Here is a 25,588-nt window from a genome sequence, read left to right as displayed (position 1 = left end):
TGACTTAGTGCATCGGTGTGCTGCTCAGGTCTTTGCTGTTGATCACGTCCAGCAGCTCCGGATGTTCTTTCTTTTCCCTGCTCAGCACCTTATGGATAATAACGATACTGATTAATATACAAACAGCGCCGATCAGGAAATGTACGCCCGGCAAATGGAACGGCGCTTTCGAGGAGGTGAAATAAGCAAAGGTGCTGTTCATGATCAACGGACCAATGATAGTGGTAAGGCTCATTAAACTGGTAAGCGCTCCTTGCAGTTCTCCCTGCTGGTTAGCAGGCACATGACCCGATATCACCGACTGCAGCGACGGTCCGCAGATCCCGCCCAAACAATAAGGGATCAGGAATACAAACATCATCCATCCCTGTGTGGCAAAGCCAAACAATACCAATCCCACTGCATAAAGCGCCAGCCCGAGATAAATACTTTTTTCATTACCGATTTTTGGGTTCACCACCCTGGTTAATCCGCCCTGTACCGCTCCTACCAATACTCCCACTACTGCGAGGGAAATACCCACCATTTTCTCACTCCAGTTAAAATTATAAATGGTAAAGAAATTCCAGTTGCTCTGCACTGCCTGGGCGCCCAGGTAAATAAGAAAGAAGCCGAATGCCAGTCCGCCGATTTCCGGATGCCTGGTTAAAAATTTCAGCGACCCGAACGGATTAGCCCTTTTCCATTCAAAAGACCGGCGGTTTTCCTTACTTAAAGATTCCGGCAGGAAAAAGTATCCCCATATACAGTTAACCAAACACAATACAGCAGCGGCATAAAAAGGCGCACGGATGCCCCAGTTGGCCAGCAATGCGCCCAGCGCCGGACCAAGCACAAACCCCAGTCCGAAGGCCGCACCAATCAGCCCGAAGTTTTTAGCCCTCGAAGTTTCATCCGTGCTTACATCTGCAATGTAAGCAGCAGCGGTAGTAAAGCTGGCGCCGGTAATACCTGCAATAACGCGTCCTGCAAATAACCATCCATATGCAGGCGCCAATGCCAGGATAATATAATCGATCCCAAAACCTAACAGGGAAAGTATTAATACCGGCCGGCGGCCGTATTTATCACTCAGGTTCCCGATCACCGGGGAAAATAAAAACTGCGTGATCGCAAAAACGGATAACAGCAACGCGCCATAAGTACTGGCCTCGTTAACGGGGATGTGTTTTAACTGCGCAATGAGATCTGCCATCACGGGAATAATCAATCCCCACCCCATTACGTCAATTAATAGTGTAACAAAAATAAAGCTGATAGCTGCCTTTCTGGATGTGTGCATATTGGTGTTTTTGTAAAGTATCTTTCAGATCTTTGGCGGATGTTTTCTCCTTCTCACAACGGGTATCCTGATTCGGTTTCAAATATAGGATGCACTGTTTTTTTATGGAAAACCTTTCCGGTCAGGATCATTGTTCCACCGGTAAAACACCTGGTTTTACCGGTGAAAACCTCAGGGCACAAAGATATTTACTTCATTGTCAAATGAGCGGGCAAAATAAGACAATAAAAGGGCAGTTTGCGACAGATATAAATGTTACCACGTTAGTTGGAGCAACGATACACCTTGTCCGGGTAAATCATTTGGCAGCACTATTTCACCGTTCTCCGGCTGCATCCATGCGGGCGACGACAGCAACTGTAATTGCCCGTCACTTTCCAGCTGCGCTATTTGCGAAGCGTCAGGATGCTGAGGCGATCCCATCTTTTTCCACGCTTCGTAGGCGTTGCTATGCGCAGTATCAATCCGGTAATGCTTCAGTAATACACGGGTAGCCGGCAGTCCTTTTATTTTTATTTTTACGGGAGATGATTGTGCCGGAATAATGTTGTCGTCATGATAGTTCCACACCATTACGCTCACACTGCGCTCATCACCGGATGCTAATGCATTAATATCACGCCTGGCTCCCCGCACACTGCTGTCGAGGATCTGCTGGTAGTTATAGTTCGTGGACCCACTTACCTCCAGCCTGTTGCCCTGCATCAGGCCAAACATCCGGAATACATTTAAAACGGGTTTGTCCACCCCGTTGGTGGCAAGGTCGCGGAAGCCTGCAAACCAGGGCTGGTCTTCAAACTCAAAGGCCCAGGTCACTGCGCCTGCCAGGTTTACGCCACGGGCAGCCGCCAGGTCGTACTTCCGCGCAAACGATGCGGCGGTATAACTCGAATACATGGTGCCGTTACGGTAAGCATTGGCAGGATGAAATGCTTCTGAACACGCAGCACATCCTTCAGGATCTGATTCACCGATAATAATGGGTAGCTTCTTCAGTGACGGATAGGAAGCTACTATTTCAAAGCCTTTATCAATATCACGCAGCTGTGCGGCCATGTTCATCTGTACCACGCCGTTCACCACTTTGGGCGCACCTTTGGCGTGAAAGGTGATCACATCCAGCGGCGCGCCGGTTTTGCCGGTGGCGTAGTTTTTACCACTCACCACGTGATCCAGGAAGGTTTTAAAAAACTTGGCAGATACATCCCAGTTGGGGCCTGTTACTTCAGGGCCGCCGATCCTGGCAGTGGGCAATGCGCGTTTCACGGCGTCGGCAGTGTAATCATACAGCTTGATGTATTCTTCTGTAGTACCTTTCCAATAGCCGATATTAGGCTCGTTCCATAATTCCCAGTACCAGCTTTCCACTTCCGCTTTTCCATAACGCGCTACAGAATGCTTTACCCATTCATATACCAGCGCCGCAAATTTCTGGTAGTCTTTCGGAGGATACGCCCAGCCGGTAAATATATCGCCATACTTATTATCCGGCTGCCAGTGATGGCGGTAAGGCGAGGGCTTTACCGACAGCGCCTCCGGCATAAACCCGATCTGCGCAATCGGCTTCATGCCCCGTTCTATAAAAGTATCAAAGATCTTGTCGATGATCGTCCAGCTGTACACAGGATTCCCGGCGGCATCTTCGGTGTATGCATTGGTGGAACCCCATTTCAGCGCAGCCGTGCCATCGCCGGTTACCAGCAGGCTATGTACCCGTACGTATACCGGCACTTTACTCAATGCAGCAATTTCCGTCAGCAATTTCTTACCATCTTTCATATAGGTGTAGTTGGGCTCATCGTAGCCAAACCAGGCCCATATGGGTTTCAGCGGCCCTTTGCTTTTCCGGGCATCTACGCCTATCAATAGCGTGTCTTGTTGCGCATGCGCCGGCAATGCCGTTAAGAGCAGCAGGAGTGTAAAAAATTGTAACAGGTATTTCTGCATGGTCAATTATTTTCTGGTTATATAAAAATCACGGTACAACCGGAACACCCGGTACATCACCAACCCACTCGTCATAATCAGCAAGATATAGCTAAACGACAGGTGTTTCCCATCTTCCGCAGGCAACACATATATCAACCCGTAACTCAGCATGGAAACAATTACATTGCATAAGCCGCCCGTCAGCCCGCCGGCAATCCCCGCATTCCTGGGAAATATCTGCAAACAAAAAGTAAAATAGTTATTGTGGGTAAACCCGGCGCCCATATGCACCAGGAAAGCAAACACGAGTATCGTCCACAACCCGCCATACAGCGAAAACAACACCAGCAACAGCAAAGCCATCACCAGCTGCAACGCAAGGTTGATGCTGATCTTCTCCACAAAAGGTTTGCGGATCATTCCTTTGCTCAAAAAGCCGCCCAACATCCACGCGATGCCCAGTAACAGCGAACAGTAACCCGTGATCACAGACGACAGGTTAAAATAATGTTCAATGATAAAAGGACCGGACATGTTATATACCATCACCATCGAATAGGCCAGTCCGAGCATCACAATACCCAGTGTAAAACTGCCGGTACGGATCATCCCATAATAAATAGACAGGATCTTCGCCGGGTGAAACGGCGTGGTATGCTGGATGGTTTCCCCGCTGAAAATTATTTCCAGCAGGAATAATATTGCGGCAAAACCACCCAGGAAATAAAAATTAGATTCCCACCCAAAGGTGATTTCAAGATATCCACCGATAAAAGGGGCCACAATAGGCCCGGTAGACCAAATGATCGTAAACAGGCTCAGGTAATGTTTCAGCTGCTCCCCCTTGTAGAGGTCTACAATAAAGGCGCGCTTACTCACCACCATCATCGCTATGGTAATACCATGCAGCACCCGCATGGCATAAATGACGTAAATGTTATGCGTATTGGCAATGATCACACACGATGCACAAAAGATGAGCATCGCTACCAATGCAATCCGGTACCGGCCAAAGCTGTCCAGCAAGCCTCCTATAAAAAGCTGCGATACACCGTAGCTGATCAGGAAAAGGCTCACCGTCAGCTGGGCCTGGCTGCTGGAAATGCCGAGGGCGTTGGCCATACCCGGCAGTGACGGGATGTAAATATCCGTGGCAAAACCCGACATCGGGATCATGGCAAAAGCCAGCAGGGTGGCTATTCTTATATTGCTGTCCTTTATTCTTTTGTCCGTAACAGGGCTGGTAATCATTACAATAGCTGTTGATTCGCGTACCCAAAATACGGTATCTAATCAACTTTATTTGCCTGTTTCACCCGTTTTGAACTTAGCCAGATACCCGCCAACACCAATACGCCGCCGGCCATCTGCCAGGGAGTAAAGGTATCTTTCAGGAAGATCATGGCAATCACGGCGCCGATCACGGGGTTTAAGTTCAGGAAATTACCCACCTGGGCAGCGGGTAAACTTTCCAATGCTTTATTATAAAGAAAATAGGCCAGCGCAGAAGCAAACACTCCCAGGTAAATAATTCCGGCCCAGGCCCTCCCCGATATTTCAGGCATCCCGTGCTGGTACAATTCAACCGCCGATATGGGTATTAAGAAAGCCGAACCAATAAAAGTACTGACCGCAGTAGCTAAGATCGTATCTGTATCTTTCAGGCTCCTCGACAACAACGTATATGCGCTCCAGCAGCAAACTGCCAGCAGCATCAGTATACTTCCCCGCAATGTATGCGTTCCCTGCGGGCTTCCCACAAAACCTACCAGCACCACTCCGGTTACACATAATATAATACCGGCAATACTCCTGCCACTGATATGCTCTTTTAGCAGTAATGCTGCCGGTATGGCAATAGCCACCGGTATCAGGCCCTCCACCAGTGCACCGGTAGATGCCGGGATATAAAGCATGGCAAAATTGAACAGACCATAGTATACCGTAATTCCCAGGATGCCCATTACCGCCAGCCTTTTATAAGGCAGCTGCTGTTTTACTTTTTTACGCTGATGAAAATAAAATGGTAACAGCAATGCGCAGGCAACGATATGGCGCAGCGTGGCAAACAGGTACGGGGATACTTCCTGCACCACTGTTTTGGTAACCGCAAATGAACTGCCCCAAATGAGCATAACAAACACGATGCTGATTATTCCTTTCGTCCGGTCAGCTACAGCATTTTTTTTCACGAATCAGTTTTTCATTTTTAACATCATCTGCCTGGACGCCCAGAGCCAGGCAATTACTACACACAGGGTTATCACTAAAGCCGCGCCTGCAAGTGCCTGATAAAATAACGGATCAAACCCATTATGCATCACGTAAATAACCGATATATAGAGGACCATTACGCCGGAAACTCGCAGGCTGTACTTAATTCCGGTTACCTGATACCGGCGGGGATCAGCAAAAATCGCCATGCCGGCTCTGCCACCCCAAAACCAGGTGGCACAAAAAAGGAACACAAAAAACAACAGCATATCGATGTTGATTTGCGCATCTATAAAAAAGATCAGTCCGTTCGAAAGGTCGGACCCTGCTTCTCCCAAAAACCATATCAACTCCAGTATAATCATTGCCACCAGTTGAGCGGCGATTGCCTGCTTTCTACCAATTTGTCTTGCTGTGTCTAACGTCATCCTATCTGAAATGTAAAATTATATTGTACCAAATTAACGAAAAAGCTGCTTATGCGGCATTTCCTGGGTTTGCCCCTTAAAATAAGATAGCGTTTTTTCAGGATGGGACAGGGTGATGTTTGCTTATTCACATCCAGGCGTGGTTATAGCCCCTTATTCGCGGATATACATTTCATATGTATACGTGAATGATTTTTTTGCGCCGGCATTTACGGCCAGTTCAAAATCCAGTTGCCGTCCCTGGTTGATATCGTTTTTGTATTCAAGGTTCAGTGACTGGCTATATTTGGTACTGGCCGAAGTAACCGCGCCGCTTATTGTTTTCTGTACCTGTATATCGGCCAACCGGCCCTTGCTGTTAACAACAGTAATGGTGCCTTTTACGGTAGCTAACGTGTATTTATACCCGTTATACGTTTTGGCCTCTTTTTTCACCGAAACAAGCGCTTCTTTTTCCTGTACCAGGATATCCGGCGAAGTGGTAATAAATATGGGCGTAGAGGCGCCTTTGGCGGTAAACTTAAGCACATCCTGTGCAATGGGCTTTTGTGTATTTTTTTGTAAGATTAAAACAGCGCCTGATGTAAATGGATTGTCGGTATTATTGTAGATTTCAACAAAGTGGTTCACTTTGTTGGGCGATGCACTACGCGCTGCATGACTCGCGGCTTCCATTTCTTCTGATGCCGCATCGTCATCGCCGTTTGTCCGGTAGGTACTCATCACAGATGCGGGCAATACCGTTTTATAAAAATGGCGGATCTTCACCGTTTTTTTAAACACCGGATATTGCGCCCTTTCTCCTTTGCGGAGGCTAATGTTTTTCAGTGTATAAAAATAGAGGTCTTCGTTTTCCACTGCCACATTATTTTCCGATGGCGCCTCTTCAGGCATTACAACGGATTCCACCATCCTGTCCCTGGCGTAATCCGACCTCATTTGTGTGGCGTTGCTGTATATATTGGCGTTTTCTGTACCACCGGTAGCGCTAAAGTTAAGCAGGGTAGCCAGTGTGGTAGCCTGCGAAAAATTGGGTACCCCCATCACAAAATCAACATCCGTATTCTTAATATCTTCTACATTATTATTTACTTCTGCCTGCAGGTTGAGCGTTGCTTCTGTTTCAGACGCTAATTGCAATTGGTAAACAGGGGTCCAGCTCAATCCGTTTTGCAGGTACATCATGGTAAAGGACTGCTGCCCGCTTTGCGCAAAATGTATGGTAACTACAGGTTTTTGAACGGCTATACGCGCGGTTGTAGTGCGACTGGGCTTATCTTCAAATGTAATTGTCTTGATGGTGGCAGGCTCTATACCGATCCATTTACCATTCATTTTCAGCAAAAGAACGGGGTTGGCCGGGGCATACAGCCGGTCAAACTGGTATTGCCCGCGGTATTCATTCGTTAATTGCATTTGCTGCAACTGCAGCCTGCTGTTAATTTCTTCGGGCAGGTCAAAGTCTTCCACACTGCCTTTATAAGTATTATTATCTGTGGCAACAATTGTAATATTCTTGCCTTTGTTGGCATGCAGCAGTTCTAAAAAGCTGTTGGCTTTTCTTTCCTGTATTTCATTTATCTGCTCTACCCGGCTGCTCACGCGGCTTACAGGATTAGTAGTGCCGGCAAACCAATAAGTGCCAAATAACGCCACCGGTAGACTGTTTAGCCGGAAGCCACTGTCGGGTACCTGGGCGGTTATTTCTTTTACCACAAAGGATTGCCCGTTTTTAAACACAGACAATGATTTGATAACTGCATTATCCTGTGCAACAAGCGTTATGCCTGTAGCCAGTAACAATGCCACTAAAATAAATTTCATACGCATAATTGCTGTTTTAAACCCTGAGGCTGTAATGATACACAATAATAAACACAATTGCTTCCTGATAATATCCCTGGAAACAGGTATAATAACCTGTGTATATTCTCTTTAATTTCAGGGGCCATATGCAGGCAGGAATCAAACAAGAAAAGAATATGATGATAAATTCCAGCGGTCAGGCGCTTAGTCCGGACGATGAAAAACTGGTAAGCTGGTGGCAGAAAAAGTATGGCAGGAAAGCCTGGCAGTGGGCCGGCTTGCTCGTACTCCCTCTTCTGCTGTCAGCCTTGCTTGTTATTTTATTCAGCCGGGAAGAAAGGCTGTTGGCTTATATATTTATGCTTCCCTTTATGCCATTTGCTGCTTTTTTTGTTTATAAGCTGGTGAATGTTTTTGGAAAGATGAGGCAAACGCGGACCGCTCTGTGCAGGGGACTGAAACAGGTGACCACGGGTACACTGCGGGAGGTGACAGCAGATAAACATCTGCTCACTTATACCATAGACAATAACACCATAAAGGTAGCTGCACCAGGACCTTTAGAGCATGTTTCCGGCAGCTTTTTTTTGCCGGCGGCATTAATCATATTGGAATGGCTTCCCGTAACTGTACAAGATAATATACTACTGAACGTACATTATAAAGATGTGCCGGAAGCGACCAGCATCGCCGGACCTGCAGGCACAGCAGAAAAAGCGACCCTGATGATGCGCTGGAACAGCCGCACCATCAAAATACTATTCTTCACACTCGCAATTCCATCTGGCATCTGCCTGATGGTTTCTGAAAGGGCACGTGAACCCGCAATAATGTTAGGCATGCTGCTTTTCGTTGCAGCGATTGCTATTTTCCTGGCAGGGTTCACCCTGGTTTTCAATCGCCGTGTACAAAACGCTGAACAAAGAATAGTCCTTACCGGTATCATTACAGAAGTTTTTGTTTCCCGTTATGATAACGATGGCAGTGAAGATACCAGGGTATATTGGTACCGTATTGGAGAGCAAATTGTATCAGGATATCATGATGATGACCGCTTCCTGCCCGGTGATAAAGTTTGCTGCGTTTACCTGGCCGATAAAAAAGGAGTGCAGCATGGGCTGTTCAGCATGGCATTGCTATAGTTAAGACAAAAAATCAGCTATTCTTTTTTCAGGTCAATAGTGATGAACTCCGAATCCGGCAAAATGATGTTTAGCTGCTCATAATCCCTTTTGTATGTCACCTTCGCACCTTTGGGTAACTGGCGGCCCCCCGCCAAATGATCTTCAGACAGTGTTCCGGAAACAAACGTACTATCGGTTGCGATGACCGCTTTGCCGGTGCAGGGCCAGCCAAACACCAGCTGATCATACGCAAGTGTAACGTTCCACGTATCGGGGCAATTGATAACAACCCCTATGTAATCTTTCACCTGCAAATTGAAAAAGCGGGTAGGCTTTGACAAATGAACCGAATCAACATCCGTCAGTTGGGCCTGTTTCCTGTAGTTCATATCAAAATCAGTTTGATAATAAACTGTATCGTTTGTTGAAAGAGCAATACCAGCTACGGTTTCAGGCTGTTTTAATATGAAAGTGTGAAGCGCCTTCTGCTGCCTGAATTCCCTCCTGCTTTCCCCATCACTGATCCATCCGCTCACTATTACCCACATTGCTACCAGCAGCGGAAACAGTAACACGGCGGCGCCAATGCCGGAAAACCATCTTACCCAGCTGCTGTTTTTCCGACGAAGACAGGCCCATAGCAACAAAAACCCTGCTGGCAGGGTAACATACCAAAAGTAAAACGTGTATATTAAATACTCGCCAAAAGGTCCGAAGTGAAAGTCCATCCGTTTATCTTAATCAGGATTATTGTTTTTCTGATTGCTATCAGCTACAAAGATAGCCCTCTCATGATGGTTGTATATACCTGGAAACGGGGGGTTTTTAAAAGATGGTCCAATAATATAACATCCCCCCTTCCAACCCCTCTGTTCATTTCATTCATTTTAACATTGTCATATCCATTTCATCCTTTATCTGTGTTAAGCTTCTAGCTATCAGTATTATAATTAAATTACTACTGTCGAAATGAATCTGGATATCGTCTATTGATCATATTGCTATCGAAAACTCCCTAATGACTTCAAATCAAAGTCCTCCTCAGCATTTTTACGCCCTCGACGCTATCAGAGGTATCGCCGCTATGATAGTGGTCCTATATCACTGGCAATTCTTTTACTACGCAAACGACGTTTATGTACAGGGAGGGTTTGAGAAAACGGCACTTCCGTGGTATAAATACCTGTCTATTTTCTATACTGATGGGATGGTGGCGGTCGACCTGTTCTTCCTCCTGTCGGGGTTCATCTTCTTCTGGCTGTATGCAGAGAGGATTGCCAACCGGCAGATAAACTTCGGCAAGTTCATCATTTACAGGGTCAGCAGGCTCTATCCTATTCACTTTGTTACCCTGGTGCTGGTGGGAGTGCTTCAATGGCTGATGCTGAAAAATATCGGGCACTATTTTATCATTCAATATAATGATGGTTATCATTTCCTGCTGAACCTCGTTTTCATGCAAAACTGGGGATTTGAGAAAGGTCCTTCCTTTAACGGTCCTTCCTGGTCTGTTTCCGTAGAGGTATTCCTGTATTTCCTGTTTTTTATTATCTGTTACCTCAAACTGGAAAAGAACAAACTGCTGCTCTTCCTGCTGATTCCTCTTGGCGCATTTATACAATATCATTATTCTCTCATTGGGAAAGGCATGTTTACCTTTTTCCTGGGGGCGTTTGTATACTACCTGTACGTTTGGATGATGAAAGAAAACAGGGCAAAAAAATACCTGCCGTCCCTCATCACCATCACGCTCCTGCTATGGATAGCCATGTTCGCAGAATACCAATTCTCTATTTTACAGGGCATATGGATAAAACTGCTTCACCAGGTGATGCCCGGTACAAGTACCGAAACCGCGATGAGCCTGTTTGGCCAGCTCCGGAACTTCTTTTTCCGCCTTGCTGTATCTCCCTGCACTATCCTTACCCTGGCAATGTGGGAAACAATCAAAGGTATGCTGAACAAGAAATGGGCGCTGCTGGGCAACTGTAGCTACGCCATGTACCTGATCCATTACCCGTTACAGATAATATTCGTTCTCGTAGTTGACTGGTTTCATATGAGCCGCCTTGTATTAAGATCGCCAGTTACATTAATGCTGTTTTTCCTTTTACTGATCCCGTTAAGCATGGTCACTTACTACTATTTCGAGCTGCCCGCCCAGGACAAGCTCAGAGCCAGATTTTCCAAAAAGAATAAAACCCGTGTAACGATTGCTGATGTAAACGTAACGACTTAAAAGTTCCGTAATGAAGGAGGCCCATCACTTCCTGTTTGATGAAAAACCTTTAGCGAATAATTACCGGAGAAAATCCTGTATTCACATGTCATTTTATACAATACCGCATTGATAAATTAATCACTATATATGGGATTGAAATTTAGCTTACCACTGATCCTGGCGTTAGTTATCATTACCGGATGCGCGGGCACCCAAAAACTAACTTACTTTAATGACATTGCCACAGCGGCGGGAGCCGATTCCCTCAACCGCCTGCAGCAGCTCAAAATACAACCGGGTGATATCCTGCAAATCACTATCACCACGCTCGACAAAGAAGTATCACAGATCTTTAATCCCAACGTGGCGGTTTCCGGCCCTGCGGCAGGAACCGGCATAGAACAGGGATACCTGGTAGACAGCACCGGTAATATTTCCCTGCCGGTCATCGGGAAGATAAATGTAAAAGACAAAACAACTGCTGCCATCAACGACCTGGTATCGCAGGAGCTGGAGAAAACAGTCCGTAATGCTTATGTAGCTACCCGCCTGGTAAATTTCAGGATCTCCGTACTGGGCGATGTAGCCCGTCCCGGCTCTTTCAGGATCGGCGCAGAAAGGGCCTCCCTCCTGGATGCATTAAGTATGGCAGGCGACCTCAACGTAACGGCTAAACGCGATGATATCATGATCATCCGGGAAGTGAATGGCATAAAAACATATGCTTCCATTAACCTGAACGACAGCAAAACCCTCTCGTCGCCGTACTATTATCTCAGCAATAACGATGTTATATATGTAAAGCCCGGACCAGACCGCAAGTTCGCCACATCCAAAACAATACAGCTGCTGCCGGCTATCATCGGCGTGATATCACTCATTACCACGATTGTCATTTTAAGTAAATGATCCGTAATATGAATCAACCAAAAACGACAAACAACAGGAACTCCGTTATAGATCTCAATGATCTTTTCCAGAAAATAGTTTTTCACTGGCCACTATATCTCCTGGTGCTTATGGCCATGGTGACCAGCGCCATGCTGTACCTCAAGTACAAAAAACCGATATACATGTCGAGCGCCAAACTGTACCTGAAAGATGAGAAAAAAGGCGGCGGAGAAGAAATGGACGCCCTCAAATCACTGTCGCTTTTTAACAACGGTAAAAATATTGAAAATGAGATGGAGGTACTGAAATCCCCTATCCTGGTGGAAAAAGTAATCGCCGGCAACAGCTTTAATATCCGGTATTATATAAAAGGAACCGTAAAGAATGAAGAGATCTATAACCAACCACCGCTCCGCCTCCGAGTACTGGGCGACAGCTCAAAAGTAGGGAACTACGTTTTTGATGTAACCCGGGAAAAGGACCTGCTGAAAATAAAACTGGTGAACTATAACACCGACACCAGCCTGCAGTTAACAGCAAAGCCCGGCGAACCATTTACCGTGGCGAAAGATAAATTCGTGATCACCTTCTCCCCGCTCGCCGGCAGCACTCCTGCTAATACCTTCCGCATCCGGGTGGATTCCGTACCGGAATACGCCTACGAAAAGATAGAGGAAATAGGTACTGCGCTCGTTAACAGGGACGCCACTGTGATACTGGTGAGTTACAAAGACCCCGTTCCGGAAAGAACTGCCGACTTCCTCAACTCCCTGCTGGAAGCCTACAACGATTATACCCTCGATGATAAAAATAAAGTGGCATTCAAAACCATTCATTTCCTGTCGGTGAGAGTGGATTCCTTAAAAGAAGAACTGGGACTGCTGGAAAAACAGGAGGAAAATTTCAAGATCCAGCGAGGCATCACCGATATTGACGCCAGTTCCAAACTGGCACTGGAACAGGTAAAAGAGGCGGATATCCGGCTCAGTGAAGCCAACCTGCAATTGTCGGTATTTGACCAGGTGGACAGCTACATCAGCAACCCCGCCAGCGATTACCCCTTCGCCCCCGTGCTTGGCAACATCGACCAAACACTTACTTCTATGATCAACCGGTACGAAGAAGCGCTCCGGGAAAAGAAACGGCTCTCCCTTTCGCTGAAACCTACCAGCGACATCCTGAAAAATGTGGAGTCGCAAATTACCGATACCCGGAAAACCATTAAGGACTATATCTCCGGTTACAGGCGAAATGCCGGCGTGGTGCAAAGAAAAACACAGGACAAGGTAAACCAGATACAAGGCAAAATAGCGAATATACCTACCTACGCAAAAGAATACATTAACATCAAAAGACAACAAGGCGTGAAGGAGAACCTGTATCTCTATCTCCTGAAAAAGAAGGAAGAAGCATCGGTCGCCTATGCGAGTAACGTGGTAGACAATAAAGTGATAGCGCCGGCATTTGTTCCCGACAAACCCATTACTCCTAAAAAATCACTGGTATTCATTGGCTTTATTGCAGCAGGACTGGTACTTACCAGCGCCTATATCTATCTTAAATATTTCTTAAACCCAAGTGTACTCAGTAAAAAAGAAATAGAACAGGTGTTCGACCTGCCGGTGATCGCAGAAATTTACCAGCAGGAAGAAGGCGCACGCGATATGTCGCTCCAGAACAGATCTGTACTGGTGGAGCAGGTGTTTAATATGCGTACCAATCTGAAGTTCCTGCTCACCGGGGTATCCGGTACGCCCACCATCCTGCTTACGTCCAGCATATCGGGCGAAGGAAAAACGTTCCTGTCGGCTCACTTAGGCAACTCCTTAACAGTAAGCAATAAAAAAGTAGTGCTGCTGGAACTGGATCTCCGGAAACCAAAGCTCTCGCAGTTCCTGGGGCTGGATCATAACGTGGGCGTTACGAATTATATCATCGGTAATAAAACCATTGAGGAGATCATCAAAAAAGTACCCGGTACCGATGGCCTCTACCTGGTTTCCTCCGGCCCCATTCCGCCTAATCCCATTGAACTGATTGAAGGAGACCGCATGGCTGATCTGCTGGCGCAGCTGAAAGACCTGTTTGACTACGTGGTGATTGATATGTCGCCCATCGGTATCGTGTCTGATGCGAAAAGCATTTCACACCAGGTTGACTGCGCCCTGTTTGTAGTACGGTACAATTTCACGCTCAAATCCAAACTGATACCGGTATCGGAAAATATCCGGAAAGGATTCTTCAAAAAAACCGGGATCATCTTTAACGGTATAGAGCAGGATACTTTCTACCCTTATTATTACTACGATCATTATTCATACACAGAAAATAAACAACATAATCATACGTGGTCGTCACTGGTTAAAAAAATAAAACAACGCATTGCATAAACTATTTGAAAATAGCGGTTGGCTTTTGGTTGATAAGCTCAGCAAACTTTTCCCAGGCATTATCATCATGGCGCTTATTGCCAGGCACCTGGGTCCCGAAGAATTCGGGATCTGGAACTATGCGCTGGCACTCACCACTATTATCGGCAGTGTGGCCATATTGGGCATGGATAAACTCGCCGTGAAAGAGTTGATCAACAATGAACATAAGCAGGGAACTATTGTAGCCACTGTGATCCTGATGCGGATCATTGCCGGCGTGGTGTGCATGGCGGTAAGCGTTGGCATTGTGCTGCTGACCGGAAAGCATCAGCAGCTTTATCTTTACTGTACCATTTTCTCTGCCCTCATCATCCTCTTGCAGTCTTTTGATGTACTGGATTATTTCTACCAGGCAAAAAATAATGTCAAAAAGGTGATCATCCCCAAAGTAGTGGTATTTATCATTTTCTGCGGGATAAAAGTGCTCATCGTATACCTGGATGGCGCGCTGATTGCATTCCTGTGGACTTCCGTAATAGAATTAGTGGTTACGTACCTGATCATCATTGCGGTATATCTATCCCGTCATGTTGCGGCTTTTACCTGGCGTATTGATACGGCATTGGCACAAACGCTGCTGGTACAAAGCTGGCCGCTGATGCTCTCCAACCTCGTGGTGGTGTTGTTTATGAAGATCGACCTGGTGCTGCTGGATGCATTGGCTAACCCTGCTGAACTAGGGAAATATGTAGGCGCCGCCAGGATTTCTGAACTCTGGTACGCTATTCCTACGGTGATATCCGTGGCGATGCTGCCCAGCCTCCTGCAAACGAAAAAGATCAGTCACAACGCTTACCTGGCAACACTGGAAAAATGGCTGCGGCTGTCGTTCTGGCTGAGCGTTGTCATTGCCGTAATGGTTACATTAACCGCGCATATCATCATTCCGTTTCTCTATGGCCCTGGTTACGCGGCGGCATCATGGATGCTGATGATCCATATCTGGGCAGGGATCCCTGTATTCCTGAGCATTGTGATGGTGCAGTACCTGTTCGTGGAAGGGGAATATAAAATATACCTGTACGGTAATCTTTCCGGCCTGATCGTAAATGCAGGGATTAATTTTTTCCTGATCCCGCTATATGGCGGCATAGGCGCCGCCATTGCCACAGTAGCGGCCTACAGCACCGTTTATGGCATGTTGCTCCTGCTCGATAAAAGCGGCCAGGGATACCTGCTTACCATAAGAATGTTTCATCCCTTACTGGCATTTTCTGATATAAGACAAGTATACAACAGCCTGCGGATTTTTACCATCAACCTGGTTACCGTACAACAAAAAAACTATACGAAATGAGCAGCATCAAAGATATCGCTGTAAAATTAGTCACCACCTTATTCCCCCGTCTCAGTTACGGTGTGCGGGCCTACAGTTCGGAGGGAGAAGACCTGATCCTGAAAAGGATTTTCGACCAGAAAAAGAAAGGCGTTTATATAGATGTGGGGGCGCATCATCCCTTCCGGGTATCCAATACCTACCTGCTTTACAAGAGAAACTGGACGGGCATCAACATAGATCCGTTGCCGGGTTCAAAGGCATTATTTAACAGGCACCGGCCCAAAGATATTAACCTGGAAATAGGCGTCTCGGTAGTAAAACAACAACTCACGTATTTCATTTTTAATGAACCGGCTTTAAGTACTTTTTCTCCTGAAAAAGTAAAAGAATATACACAGTTAACCAAATACCGGGTGATCGGTGAAAGAAAGGTAGATACCTGGCCACTGGCGGATATTCTTGATAAATACCTGCCGGAGAATGTTGCCATAGATTTTATCACCATCGACGCCGAAGGCCTTGATATGGAGGTATTGAGATCTAATAACTGGAATAAATACAGACCTGCATATGTGCTGGCAGAATCATCACCATTTGAGGTACTTCAAACAGACCGCAGTGAGTTATGCCAGTTTATGCACCAGGTAGGATATAGCATGTTTGCCAAAACCTATTACACTTACTTCTTTAAAAACATGAACGCCTAAGATGTCCGGAAGCAGGTTATATGTACAATATGGTTGCGGGCCCTTTTCGGCGCCCGCCGGCTGGAAAAATTACGATTCCTCGCCCACCCTCAGGATCCAGCAGATGCCCGTGATCGGTAAACTGCTGAAACCCCTGATGCATGTTTCCTTTCATAAGGATGTGTTGTTGGGCGATATCCTCAGAGGCTTGCCCGGTATAAAAGAAAGTTCCTGTGACGGTATTTATTGCTCGCATGTACTGGAACACCTTTCTTATAACGACTGCCTCCTGGCGCTCAGGAATACCTTTCACATCCTGAAGCCAGGAGGGTACTTCCGCTGCGTGCTGCCCGACCTGGAAGGCGCCGCCAGGAGATATATTGACCAGCTAAAGCATAACGATCCAAAAGCCAACACCAGCTTCATGGAAGAAACCCTGCTGGGAAAAGACGACAGGATACGTGGCATGAAGCAACTGGTACAGCTGGCCCTGGGTAACCGTGAACACCTGTACATGTGGGATCATCTGTCGTTATCGCACCAGCTGGCTGCAGCAGGATTTAAAAACATACGGCACTGCGGGTTTAATGACAGCAGCGATGCCATGTTTAAACTGGTAGAAGAAGAAATAAGATTTAATAACGCCGTTGCATTGGAGGCAACTAAATAATGTTACAGACGCCGGTCTTATTACTGGTATTTAACCGCCCTGAACAAACGCTGTTTGTATTCAGCCAGATCCGGCTGCTGCAGCCGGAACAGCTGTTTATTGCCGCCGATGGTCCACGGCCGGACAGACCCGGGGAAGCTGCGCTGTGCGAAGCCACGCGGACAGCCGTTTTACAGGGCATCGACTGGCCATGTAAAATAACAACGCTGTTCCGGGAACATAACCTGGGCTGCGGCAAGGCGGTAAGTTCGGCGATCGACTGGTTCTTTAGCCAAGTAGAAGAAGGGATTATACTGGAAGATGATTGTGTACCGGATCCCACCTTCTTTTCTTTCTGTACAGCGATGCTGGAGAGATACCGGTTAAACAACACCGTCATGCATATCAACGGGAGTAATTACCAGTCGGGCGTTACACGGGGAATGGCTTCCTATTACTTTTCCCGCTACGCACATGTGTGGGGGTGGGCTACCTGGCGCCGCGCGTGGCAGCATTACGATTTCTCTCTTCACCGCTACCAGCATAATTCCCGGAGCGGGCTCAATACTTTTTTACGGGCCGAACTGCAATCCATATACGACGCCCAAACAGATACTTGGGATATCCAATGGTTCATGACAGTATGGTTTTGCAAGGGATGGGTAATTACGCCGAATATTAGTCTTGTCAGAAACATTGGCTACGGCAAAGAAGCCACCCATACCCGCTCCACCCCACGGTGGTTCAGGAAAATACACTACGGCGCCATAACGGATATCATTCATCCCGGTGAAAACAATATTGATGAGGCAGCAGACCGGTATACCATCAACACACTATATAACAGCGGCAGGCTATCTATCAGGCTTAAAAAAATAGTAAAGAACAACAGGTTGCTGTACAGTTTATACAAACGCATCCCTTGATCAGTAAAAAATAATATGGAAACAGGATACACCAGTCTTCAAAGCAGTAATTTTTTCGTGGAATGTTTCAGGGAAAGCATGCCCCTGGTCATTGCCGCGATACTGCTGTACCTGTATTATAAAAAGCGGATCTCTATTATAGACACGCTGCTGTATGCCTTTGCGTCGGAGGCATATACCATGCTTGTTATAGGGCCTACTTTTACTGCTACCTTTTTTGTTGGCATCTTCATTTTCATTGAACAGGCGCATCAGTTGTTTACCGGCAAACAGTACATCCGGAAAGAATATCTTTTCCTGCTGTTGCTTCCGCTCCTGTCCAATATTGCCGTGTTCCTGATCACACAGCTGTACAAAGATCCCTTTAATTACCCCGGTGGTAAAATGCTGGCTTTTTATACCAAGCCCATTTATTTTTATATAAAAACCTACTTACCATTGTTTGCGATCGGCGCCAAAATAGTGCAGGAAAGGGAGCAGCTTTCGTTTGAGAAGTTTACAGTTACCATGAAAAAAATTGCGGTGATATCCTGTGTGATTGCAGCCATACAAATCGCCGTACAGCTTATTTTCAGGAGCGTGGAACTGAGTGAGCTCCTCGGGTTACAGAGCCGGTATCTGCTGCAGGAAATCAACGGGCCGCTGGGGTTACGCGTACAGGCATTATTTGCAGAGCCCAAAATATTCAGCGCCTTTTTATCTTTAGCGATTCCTTTATTTGTGAGGGACAGGAATTACAAAGCGGCCATTGTAATGGTCATTGTAGGCATCCTCACTTCTTCCCAAACTTTCTGGATAAATATCCTGGCCGGCGGCCTCCTGTTTTTATGTCTCCCTAAACTGATGCCAGTAAGATGGAAGATCATCAGTACCCTGGGTATGATCGTTGGTATTTTCCTTTCGATCGCTGCCTCAAAAGAATACTTCCTGAAACATTACATGGCTAACCGCAACCAGCCGATATACCAGCTCCTCTTCGAAAGATCTGCCTACCGGTATGATAATGAGATCTGGGGTAAGAATAATATTATACTCGGGATTCCGCTGCAAAGGGATATGGAACTGCCGGTGGTCGACTTCCTGCGGGATGAACCCTATTTGGTTATATCGGGATATGGCGCGGGAAACAGCACCTTTATTCCGGCGAGCTATTTCTTTGGACAGCTGAGTTACCAGAACCGGGTAGCAGGCATTGGCGGGCATAATCTCAATATGCGGTGGTTTTTTATCCTGGCAGAATTTGGGGCTGTTTCCCTGTTCTTCTTCTTCCTGATACTCACTAAAACAGGGCAGCATATTATGCCCTTTCAGCGCAGCTACCTGGCGTATGTAGCTGTTTGTTTCTTTTTCAGCCAGATAGACCTGTTCCTGATAATAGTGGCATTACTGTGTGCATATGATAACGAATCCATAAATGATACAGGATATGAACAAAGCACGTAGTATACTATGGGGTATCCGGTTCCGGCTGTCGTTGCTGTATCATTACCTTTTCAACAGCAAGGTAAGACGGCGGACAACTTGGCGCGAAATGAAGTACCATCTCTTTTCGCCGCGCATGTATGCCATTGCCAATGAAAAGGCTACCCTGGTAAATAAAGATGACAAATACAATTACTACCGGATAAAGGGTTACGAAGACCTGTTTATTTACCCCGCGTCCGCCCCGCATTACAGCTTTGCGATGATCCTGGCAGAAGCAAGGCCGGAGCACTGGCATTACTATGAGATCCCGCAAACAGCCATCGCCCCGGGGGATGTGGTGGTTGACTGTGGCAGCGCGGAAGGCTTCTTTGCATTCAAACACCAGCACACCGCCAGCCGCATTTTTGTACTGGAACCCTTACCCCTGTTCGTGGATTCCCTTCAACAACTGTTCCGGCAAAAAAGCAAAGTGATGATTCTGCCGGTAGCAGCGGGAGATACCTGCCAGAAGGCGTACATCAACATGGCCTCCAACGATACGGTACTGAATGGTACTATCGGCCAGCACAACAACAACGGGAACGCGGTGGAAGTGGAAGTAGTAACGCTCGACAGCCTCTTTGCAGAAAAGGGTATCCGCATAGATTACCTGAAGGCAGACATTGAAGGATTCGAGGAAAACATGATCCGCGGCGCGTTGGAAACTATCAGGGCCAGCAAACCCAAAATAGCCATCACCACTTATCATGAAGGACAAAATTATGAAACGCTGATAGCCCTGATAAAAGGGGTAGTACCGGAGTACAACCACCTCGTAAAAGGGATTCATTACATCTCCGGTAACCCGGTGATGTTACACATGTGGATTTAATCATACAATGATGCAGGTATTTTTGGACAATATTGTATTCTCTATTCAGAAAGCAGGTGGCGTATCTGCCTACTGGTACGAGCTGTTGTCCGGTATGTGCAACAGCGGGTTATCGGTTGGCTTTTTAAATGCACGCCCGGGATCAGACAACATCTTTGAACGGAAAATAGATTATCACCGGTTTAATTGTATCCGGGAAAGCTGGATTCCCAGCAAGTACCTCCGCTACCTCCCGGTACGCTACCCGCTTCCTGCGGCGGCGGTTTTTCATGGAGGATACCTGCGGGTTTCCCCACAGAAAAATATCCTCAACATCCTTACGGTACACGACTTTGCACACGAACGGAAGCTGGCGTCGAAGTTTCCGCGGGGCCTTGCCAATACCCTGCAAAAAGCATACGGTATCAGGCGGGCCGATGGGATTATCTGTATTTCAGACAGTACCCGGAAAGAGCTGTTCCACTTTTATCCCGGCATCGATCCTGCAAAGGTGAAAGTAATCTATCACGGCATTGCCTGCGACTTCTACCCCATCAACAAACGCCTGCCGGTAAGCTGTTCGCTGGAGATGGATCTTCAAAAAAAATTCATTCTCTATGTTGGTGCACGCAGGAATTATAAAAACTTTTTCATAGCGGTAAAAACCATGGAGCTGCTGCCTTCTTCCTTTCACCTGGTAGTAATAGGTGGTGAGCCCTGGAAAAAAGAAGAGATCAATATGATGAAAGAAAAACTGGCCGGCCGTTATCATATCTTCCCGACCGTTAGCCAGGCAGACCTTAATATTTTATACAACCATGCATTTTGCTTGCTCTATACCTCCGCTTATGAAGGCTTCGGATTTCCGCCGGGAGAAGCCATGAAAGCGGGCTGCCCCGTGGTCACCACCAGTATGACCTCCATGCCCGAAGTAGTAGGAACCGCCGGGCTGATGGCCGACAAGGCAGATCCACTGCTGTTTGCAGAAAAAATAAGATCCCTGGAAAATGACGCATTCAAGCAACAGCTGATAACACAAGGACTTCAACAGGTACAACAGTTCACATGGGATAAAAGCGTACAGGAAACAATTGGTTTTTACAAAGATTGCTGGAACTACAAATTCTCGACATGAGTATTATTTTTAAAATTGCAGACACGGTAAAAATATTCCTGACATCCGGCAGGGGTTTCACTTCGTTGCTGGAAAAAGGTGCGTCTGTAGCCTCTACGCAGATACTACACAACTGCCGGCACTATATCCCCTCGTTAGGCGTAATTATAGACGCAGGCGCCAACCAGGGACAGTTTGCCATGGCTGCCAGTCACTTTTACCCGCAGGCGCGTATCCACTCCTTTGAACCCCTGCCCGGCGTGTTTTCCCTGTTGCAACGCAATACCCGCAGGCTCACCAACATCAACACGTATAACATGGCGCTGGGCAACTCCACCGGGACACTGGAATTTTACAGCAATGCGTATTCCCATGCCAGTTCAGCCCTGCATGTATCTGACCTGCAAAAAAACATGCTTCCCAAAACAGCTAACTCCAACCGCATACAGGTATCGGTACAACGCCTGGACGACCTGCGGCATAAAGTGCCTTTTATCCCGCCGGTATTATTGAAAATGGATGTGCAGGGATTTGAGAAAGAAGTACTGAAAGGAGCGCTGCATAGTCTCCGGCAAATTGACTACCTCCTGTTTGAAACCTCTTTTGTTCAAATGTATGATGGCGAGCCACTGTTTGATGAAATGCACCATTTTGTTAAAGAACTGGGATTCGATTTTATAGCGCCTGTTGGCTTCCTGCAATCGGAAAAATTGCAGATCCTGCAAATGGACCTTTTATATAAAAGAAAGAAAGGATGAAAATTGTTGTGAACGACCATTCCGGCCATGCCTTTACCTTACAGCTTAGCCGGCAATTTGCGGAAAGCGGGCATGAAGTATTGCATGCCTACTCTGTTTCTTTCCAGTCGCCCAAAGGAAACTTTGAAGACCTTCCCCTGTCAGGGTCCGGGCTTACCGTGCTGCCTATTATGATCAAAGGAAAATTCGACAAATACTCTCTTTTAAAAAGAAGGAAACAGGAAATTGAATACGCGCGTCAGCTGACTAACAAACTGGATACATTCCGGCCCAACGTAGTACTGAGCGGCACAACGCCGTTATTTGTACAGCAACATGTACAGCAATACTGCCTCCGGAAAGGGATCAAATTTGTGTACTGGTGCCAGGACATTTACACCATCGCCATCCGGCAGATTGCCCGCCAGAAGTTAGGCATGATCAGCTTTCCCATCTGGTACTATTTTAAAAGCCTGGAAACAAAACTGCTGAAGAGAAGTGCGCATGTGATCAGTATTACACAGGACTTCAATGATCTTTTTGACAAGTGGAAATTGCATCCCGAGCAGGTAACCTGTATTCCCAACTGGGCGCCGCTCCGGGAAATAACGCTCACCGGTAAAAATAACGATTGGGCCCGGCGGCACAACGTAGCAGATAAAACCTGTATTGTTTATTCGGGCACATTGGGATTAAAACACAACCCGGCGATGCTGTCGGCAGCAGCGGCCTATTTCCTTACGCATAAAGATGTGGTGTTTATTGTTATCTCCGAAGGATTGGGAGCAGCCTTCCTGCAAAAAGAAAAAGAGGAACGGCAGCTGGACAACCTGCTGCTCCTTCCCTTCCAGGATTTCAGGGATATGAGCCAGGTGCTGGGCGCAGCGGATATCCTGCTGGCCATACTGGAAAATGATGCGGGCGCCTATTCCGTGCCGTCGAAAGTACTCACTTACCTGTGCGCTAAAAAGCCTATTGTGCTGGCGATGCCACCGGATAACCTGAGCGCGGCCATTGTACTGGATAACAAAGCCGGCTATTGCATTTCCCCGGATAATCAGCAGGGCTTCTGCCAGCACATAGAAAAGCTGCTCACGGATACGACATTAAGACAGGAAATGGGACACAACGGACGGGCATATGCAGAAAAGCATTTCGACATAAAACATATTGAAAACAAATTCCTTCAGGTATTTAATACCATCCTGAACTGATAAAGATGCTCATTCATAACCGGCGCCACCCATACTATCCATCATCTTTTAATTATGAACCTTATGATACCCGGTAACCATATTAATTTCCTGCTGAGACTCCTGATCGATTATGTAGTGCTGATACTGGCTTTTCTGGGCACCCGTGAATATATTGCGGGTTTGGGAGATGTATTCTTCTCCGGCTTTAACCTGCTATTGCTCTGCATCAGCATTACGGCCTGGACCATCATTGGCATGTCGCTTCATTTATACGACGAATTCAGAACGAGGTCGTTTTCCTATGAGTTTATTGCCATTCTTAAAACAGCATTGTTGCATGCCTGTTTCTTCACCTTCCTGTTCTTCTACTGCTTTAAATATTATCCCTATCCGAGAACGTTCACCTTGCTGTATGCTTTCCTCAATTTTGTAAGTATTACCGTGGTTAAGTTCATGGTCAAACAATCTTTGCTCCGGTTGCGGTCAAACGGTTACAACATAAAAAACATACTCATAGTAGGTACCGGCGATACCGGCATGAAATTCTATAAAACCATTTTATCCAACGATCATTTCGGTTACCGGTGCGTTGGCTTTGTGGATGAACAAACCAATCCTTACCTGAACGGGCAGTACCTGGGCAAAATATCGGACCTCACGAGGATCCTGGAAAGTCATGAGATAGACGATGTGATTGTAGCCCTGCCGGACCCTAATACGGAGATGGAGAAAATTATTATCACCAGTGAGAAGGAAGCCAAACGGGTAAGGATCATTGCAGACTGCCACCGCTTCTGCACCTCTACCGCCAGCATGAATTTCTTTGGTAAATTCCCGCTGCTGACGATCCGCACTTCTCCGCTGGATGACCTGGCGAAGCAGCGGTTCAAGCGCCTTTTTGAGCTTTGCTTTACTACTATCCTCTTTATTACGGTATTCAGCTGGTTGTTTCCGCTCATCAGTATACTGGTCAAGCTATCGTCGCCGGGGCCGGTGCTGTTCAAACAGGAACGGTGGGGACTGAAGAACAAAAAAATCACCTGTTATAAGTTCCGGTCCATGACCATGAACAGTGATGTAGTGGATGCAAACGGGCGATACCTCCAGGCTACCCGGAACGACTCCCGGATTACTGCTGTCGGCAGGTTTCTCCGCAAAACCAATCTCGATGAGCTGCCGCAGTTTTTTAATGTGTTGATGGGAGATATGTCGCTGGTGGGACCCCGCCCCCATCCCATTCCTTTACACCAGGAATCTAAAAACACGATACAAAATTATATGCTGCGGCATGTGGTAAAGCCGGGCATTACAGGCTGGGCGCAGGTGAATGGCTGCAGGGGGGAAACGAGGATATCAGGGCAGATGCAGAAACGGGTTGACTTTGACCTGTGGTATATTGAAAACTATAGCTTCTGGCTCGACTGCCAGATCATTTTCCAGACATTGATGAATATGATCAAGGGAGATAAAAATGCGTATTAACGCTGGAGCTTCCTCAGGGCCACAATATTCTGGAAGGAAAATATTTCATAGCTGGTGCTGTTGTATGCTCCCAGGGCTTTGAGTCCGTCGGGTAATAAGCGGTAAAATTCATAGCCCGGCAATATGTCTACAATATCCTTAAAAAAGGTCCTGGAGATAATATTCATTTCGTTGAACTCCACCTGTATCACATCTGCCAGTCCGCGGGCAATAGTTTGGCGGGCGCCTTTCAGCACACTCAGTTCGTGTCCTTCTGTATCTATCTTCAGTAAGGCTATCCTGGATATTTCCTGCTGTGCTACAAATTCGTCGATGGTAGTGAGATCAATGGACACTTCTTCCGCGGTGCCCTTATGAAGATGTTCTATCACCCCTTTATACATGCTGGCATGCTCTGAGCCGCCATCGCCCTGGTAGTCGTAAATAGTAGCCATGCTACTCTCCTCGCCGGCGCCCTGAGGAACAGCGGTGAAATGGTGGGTTGCTGCCGCCGCGCTTAGCTTGCGGAACGCCACAGGGTGTGGCTCAAAAGCAAAGATCGGGAGCGTGATGCCGTTCTTTCTCAGCATCACTGAATAGTTGCCCATGTTGGCGCCAACGTCCATGATCACGCCGGTATCCAGCTTGCGGCGGGCCTTCAGGAATTTAATAAACGCCTTCTCTCCGGATACGGTATCATTTTCATGATTCCTGATTCCCAACCCGAACATACTGAGCTTATACAAGAAGAGATTCACGGGATAAAAAACCTTCCGGGCGAATAAGAGTACATACACTCTTTTAACAGACTTTCCGAGCGCATTCATAGTTTGGTTATTGGTTGCCGGCAGTGAATACTGCGCTTTACTAAATTACGGCTATTTATACAGCCGGGCTTATTCACTTTATTCATTCCTGGATTTATGGCCCGGAAGGCG

General features: G+C 46.8%; 22 protein-coding genes. 14 read left to right on the top strand and 8 right to left on the bottom strand.

Annotated features, from left to right (window positions below; genetic code table 11):
- Nucleotides 1-4: 4 nt before the first annotated feature.
- The 6 genes from QFZ48_RS24330 to QFZ48_RS24305 form a co-directional block, all read right to left on the bottom strand.
- Nucleotides 5-1,282 (bottom strand): TCR/Tet family MFS transporter, encoded by a 1,278-nt coding sequence (locus tag QFZ48_RS24330; RefSeq protein ID WP_429064064.1) that lies wholly within the window; start codon nt 1,280-1,282, stop codon nt 5-7.
- 255 nt (nt 1,283-1,537) lie between these two features.
- The gene (locus QFZ48_RS24325; RefSeq protein WP_429064062.1) at nt 1,538-3,229 is read right to left on the bottom strand and encodes a GH39 family glycosyl hydrolase; all 1,692 of its coding nucleotides are present in this window, start codon (nt 3,227-3,229) and stop codon (nt 1,538-1,540) included.
- Nucleotides 3,230-3,235: 6 nt separating this feature from the next.
- On the bottom strand, nt 3,236-4,462 hold the full coding sequence (locus tag QFZ48_RS24320; RefSeq protein WP_429048754.1) for an MFS transporter: 1,227 nt from the start codon (nt 4,460-4,462) through the stop codon (nt 3,236-3,238).
- Between the two features lie 38 nt (nt 4,463-4,500).
- On the bottom strand, nt 4,501-5,403 hold the full coding sequence (locus QFZ48_RS24315; RefSeq protein WP_429048756.1) for a DMT family transporter: 903 nt from the start codon (nt 5,401-5,403) through the stop codon (nt 4,501-4,503).
- Between the two features lie 3 nt (nt 5,404-5,406).
- The gene (locus QFZ48_RS24310; RefSeq protein ID WP_429048758.1) at nt 5,407-5,853 is read right to left on the bottom strand and encodes a hypothetical protein; all 447 of its coding nucleotides are present in this window, start codon (nt 5,851-5,853) and stop codon (nt 5,407-5,409) included.
- A gap of 153 nt (nt 5,854-6,006) precedes the next feature.
- The gene (locus QFZ48_RS24305; protein WP_429048759.1) at nt 6,007-7,677 is read right to left on the bottom strand and encodes a hypothetical protein; all 1,671 of its coding nucleotides are present in this window, start codon (nt 7,675-7,677) and stop codon (nt 6,007-6,009) included.
- 158 nt (nt 7,678-7,835) lie between these two features.
- On the opposite strand from QFZ48_RS24305, the gene QFZ48_RS24300 reads away from it, so the two are divergent.
- Nucleotides 7,836-8,801 (top strand): hypothetical protein, encoded by a 966-nt coding sequence (locus tag QFZ48_RS24300; protein ID WP_429064061.1) that lies wholly within the window; start codon nt 7,836-7,838, stop codon nt 8,799-8,801.
- Nucleotides 8,802-8,818: 17 nt separating this feature from the next.
- On the opposite strand, the gene QFZ48_RS24295 is transcribed toward QFZ48_RS24300, so the two are convergent.
- Nucleotides 8,819-9,511 carry a hypothetical protein gene (locus QFZ48_RS24295; RefSeq protein WP_429048762.1) on the bottom strand — a complete coding sequence of 231 codons (693 nt, stop codon included), beginning with the start codon at nt 9,509-9,511 and terminating at the stop codon, nt 8,819-8,821.
- Nucleotides 9,512-9,801: 290 nt separating this feature from the next.
- Between QFZ48_RS24295 and QFZ48_RS24290 the strand changes: the two genes are divergently transcribed.
- The 13 genes from QFZ48_RS24290 (at nt 9,802) to QFZ48_RS24230 (ending at nt 24,671) form a co-directional block, all read left to right on the top strand.
- Nucleotides 9,802-11,022: an acyltransferase family protein gene (locus QFZ48_RS24290; protein ID WP_429064060.1), complete on the top strand. Its 1,221-nt coding sequence runs from the start codon at nt 9,802-9,804 to the stop codon at nt 11,020-11,022.
- 129 nt (nt 11,023-11,151) lie between these two features.
- Nucleotides 11,152-11,913: a polysaccharide biosynthesis/export family protein gene (locus QFZ48_RS24285; protein WP_429064058.1), complete on the top strand. Its 762-nt coding sequence runs from the start codon at nt 11,152-11,154 to the stop codon at nt 11,911-11,913.
- 8 nt (nt 11,914-11,921) lie between these two features.
- Nucleotides 11,922-14,285 (top strand): GumC family protein, encoded by a 2,364-nt coding sequence (locus QFZ48_RS24280; protein ID WP_429064057.1) that lies wholly within the window; start codon nt 11,922-11,924, stop codon nt 14,283-14,285.
- Nucleotides 14,278-15,624: a flippase gene (locus tag QFZ48_RS24275; RefSeq protein ID WP_429064055.1), complete on the top strand. Its 1,347-nt coding sequence runs from the start codon at nt 14,278-14,280 to the stop codon at nt 15,622-15,624. The genes QFZ48_RS24280 and QFZ48_RS24275 overlap by 8 nt, the downstream gene beginning before the upstream one ends.
- On the top strand, nt 15,621-16,313 hold the full coding sequence (locus QFZ48_RS24270) for an FkbM family methyltransferase (RefSeq protein ID WP_429048772.1): 693 nt from the start codon (nt 15,621-15,623) through the stop codon (nt 16,311-16,313). Before QFZ48_RS24275 ends, QFZ48_RS24270 begins: the two co-directional genes overlap by 4 nt.
- A 1-nt stretch (nt 16,314) precedes the next feature.
- The gene (locus tag QFZ48_RS24265) at nt 16,315-16,962 is read left to right on the top strand and encodes a class I SAM-dependent methyltransferase (RefSeq protein ID WP_429048774.1); all 648 of its coding nucleotides are present in this window, start codon (nt 16,315-16,317) and stop codon (nt 16,960-16,962) included.
- Nucleotides 16,962-17,867, top strand: coding sequence for a hypothetical protein (locus tag QFZ48_RS24260; RefSeq protein WP_429064053.1), 906 nt, complete (start codon nt 16,962-16,964; stop codon nt 17,865-17,867). The genes QFZ48_RS24265 and QFZ48_RS24260 overlap by 1 nt, the downstream gene beginning before the upstream one ends.
- A gap of 15 nt (nt 17,868-17,882) precedes the next feature.
- Nucleotides 17,883-19,310 (top strand): hypothetical protein, encoded by a 1,428-nt coding sequence (locus QFZ48_RS24255; RefSeq protein ID WP_429064052.1) that lies wholly within the window; start codon nt 17,883-17,885, stop codon nt 19,308-19,310.
- Complete coding sequence (locus QFZ48_RS24250) at nt 19,294-20,163, top strand: FkbM family methyltransferase (protein WP_429064050.1); 870 nt, start codon at nt 19,294-19,296, stop codon at nt 20,161-20,163. Before QFZ48_RS24255 ends, QFZ48_RS24250 begins: the two co-directional genes overlap by 17 nt.
- Nucleotides 20,164-20,173: 10 nt before the next feature.
- Nucleotides 20,174-21,277 carry a glycosyltransferase family 4 protein gene (locus QFZ48_RS24245; protein WP_429048781.1) on the top strand — a complete coding sequence of 368 codons (1,104 nt, stop codon included), beginning with the start codon at nt 20,174-20,176 and terminating at the stop codon, nt 21,275-21,277.
- Nucleotides 21,274-22,014: an FkbM family methyltransferase gene (locus tag QFZ48_RS24240; RefSeq protein WP_429064048.1), complete on the top strand. Its 741-nt coding sequence runs from the start codon at nt 21,274-21,276 to the stop codon at nt 22,012-22,014. The genes QFZ48_RS24245 and QFZ48_RS24240 overlap by 4 nt, the downstream gene beginning before the upstream one ends.
- On the top strand, nt 22,011-23,207 hold the full coding sequence (locus tag QFZ48_RS24235) for a glycosyltransferase family 4 protein (RefSeq protein ID WP_429064046.1): 1,197 nt from the start codon (nt 22,011-22,013) through the stop codon (nt 23,205-23,207). Before QFZ48_RS24240 ends, QFZ48_RS24235 begins: the two co-directional genes overlap by 4 nt.
- A 54-nt stretch (nt 23,208-23,261) precedes the next feature.
- Entirely contained in the window at nt 23,262-24,671 is a 1,410-nt protein-coding gene (locus QFZ48_RS24230) for an undecaprenyl-phosphate glucose phosphotransferase (protein ID WP_429048787.1), read from the top strand.
- On the opposite strand, the gene QFZ48_RS24225 is transcribed toward QFZ48_RS24230, so the two are convergent.
- Complete coding sequence (locus QFZ48_RS24225; RefSeq protein ID WP_429064044.1) at nt 24,668-25,477, bottom strand: FkbM family methyltransferase; 810 nt, start codon at nt 25,475-25,477, stop codon at nt 24,668-24,670. The two genes, QFZ48_RS24230 and QFZ48_RS24225, sit on opposite strands and share 4 nt — an antisense overlap.
- Nucleotides 25,478-25,588 lie beyond the last annotated feature (111 nt).

This window comes from Chitinophaga sp. W2I13 (assembly GCF_050434005.1).
In the GTDB taxonomy this organism is placed as follows: Bacteria; Bacteroidota; Bacteroidia; order Chitinophagales; family Chitinophagaceae; genus Chitinophaga.
The sequence above is the reverse complement of the archived record's forward strand: the minus strand, read 5'-3'. Positions and strand labels throughout refer to the sequence as shown.